A 1,110-nucleotide genomic window follows, 5' to 3' on the forward strand; every position below is an offset into this window, starting at 1 on the left:
TGCGGCTGGACCTGGCGGCGGGCACCGAGGGCGCCGCTGCCCGAGAAAAATAAAACGCCGGGGTGGAGCTGCGGCCCTGGTCGGCCTTCGCCGCCGATCCGCGACCACTGTACGAGGCCGACGCCGAGGTGACGGCCGACGAGCCGGGCGACGTGCCCGTCGAGCTGGACGACTACGAGGACTGGCTGGGCGCCGTCTGGCACCAGCCGACGCTGGACCACGAGCTGACGACGGTCGTCCTCGTCGACGGGGTCGTGGCGGCCTTCACCGCGGCGCGGACGGACGGCGCGACCCGCTACGGCTCGGCCATGACCGGCACCCGGCGTGCCTTCCGCGGCCGCGGGCTGGCCAAGCTCGCCAAGACCGACTCGCTGCACCGGGCCCGCGCGGCCGGGTACGCCGAGGCCTTCACCGGCAACGACGCCGGAAACGGCCCGATGCTCGCGATCAACGCGTGGTTCGGGTACGAGACGTGCGCGACCGAGACGCGCTTCACCAAGCAGCTGGGAGCCGCCCGATGACCGTGTCCTGGACCGTGACCCTGACGAAGGCCGGCCGTACCAAGATCAGTTACCCGGCGGCGCAGCTGGCCGACGACGGGGACCGGATCTCGGTGCGCGCCCCTTGGGCGGCCGAAGGGGTGAAGGACTTCGGGTTCGTCCGCTTCGAGCCCGGTGACGTGTTCGTGGAGCACTTCTGGAGGACGCGCTGGTACGCGGTCAAGGAGGTGTGGACCGGTGAGGGCGTCCTCAAGGGCTGGTACTGCGACGTGACGCGCCCCGCCGTGGTCCGCGGCGGCGAGATCGTGGTCGACGACCTGGACCTCGACCTGTGGGTGTCCGCGGACGGGAAGTCCGTACTGCGTCTGGACGAGGACGAGTTCGCGGCGAGCGGGCTGGCGGAGAGGGACCCGGAGGCGGCCGCCCGGGCCGTACGGGCGCTGGACTCCCTGGAGGAGCGTGCGCGCACGCCGGAGGGGCTCGCCGCCCTCCTCGGGTAGGCGTCGGTCCGGGGGTTCCTGTCGGCCCGCTTAGGCCTTCCTTAAGCGGACCCTAAGGATCCCCGCCCGGGGTCCCATCCGGGCCGGAGGGGCGTTCGCGCGGGCTAGCT

1 protein-coding gene and 1 pseudogene are annotated in these 1,110 nt (G+C 72.6%); both read left to right on the forward strand.

Translation table 11 applies throughout. From position 1 onward, the window contains the following. Positions 1 to 521: pseudogene (locus tag SSNG_RS07800) on the forward strand (GNAT family N-acetyltransferase); the annotation flags it as partial. Further along, positions 518 to 1,000: a DUF402 domain-containing protein gene (locus tag SSNG_RS07805; protein WP_007263262.1), complete on the forward strand. Its 483-nt coding sequence runs from the start codon at positions 518 to 520 to the stop codon at positions 998 to 1,000. The pseudogene SSNG_RS07800 and the gene SSNG_RS07805, both read left to right, overlap by 4 nt. Positions 1,001 to 1,110: the final 110 nt, after the last annotated feature.

The sequence above is a fragment of the Streptomyces sp. C genome, assembly GCF_000158895.1.
In the GTDB taxonomy this organism is placed as follows: domain Bacteria; phylum Actinomycetota; class Actinomycetes; order Streptomycetales; family Streptomycetaceae; genus Streptomyces; species Streptomyces racemochromogenes.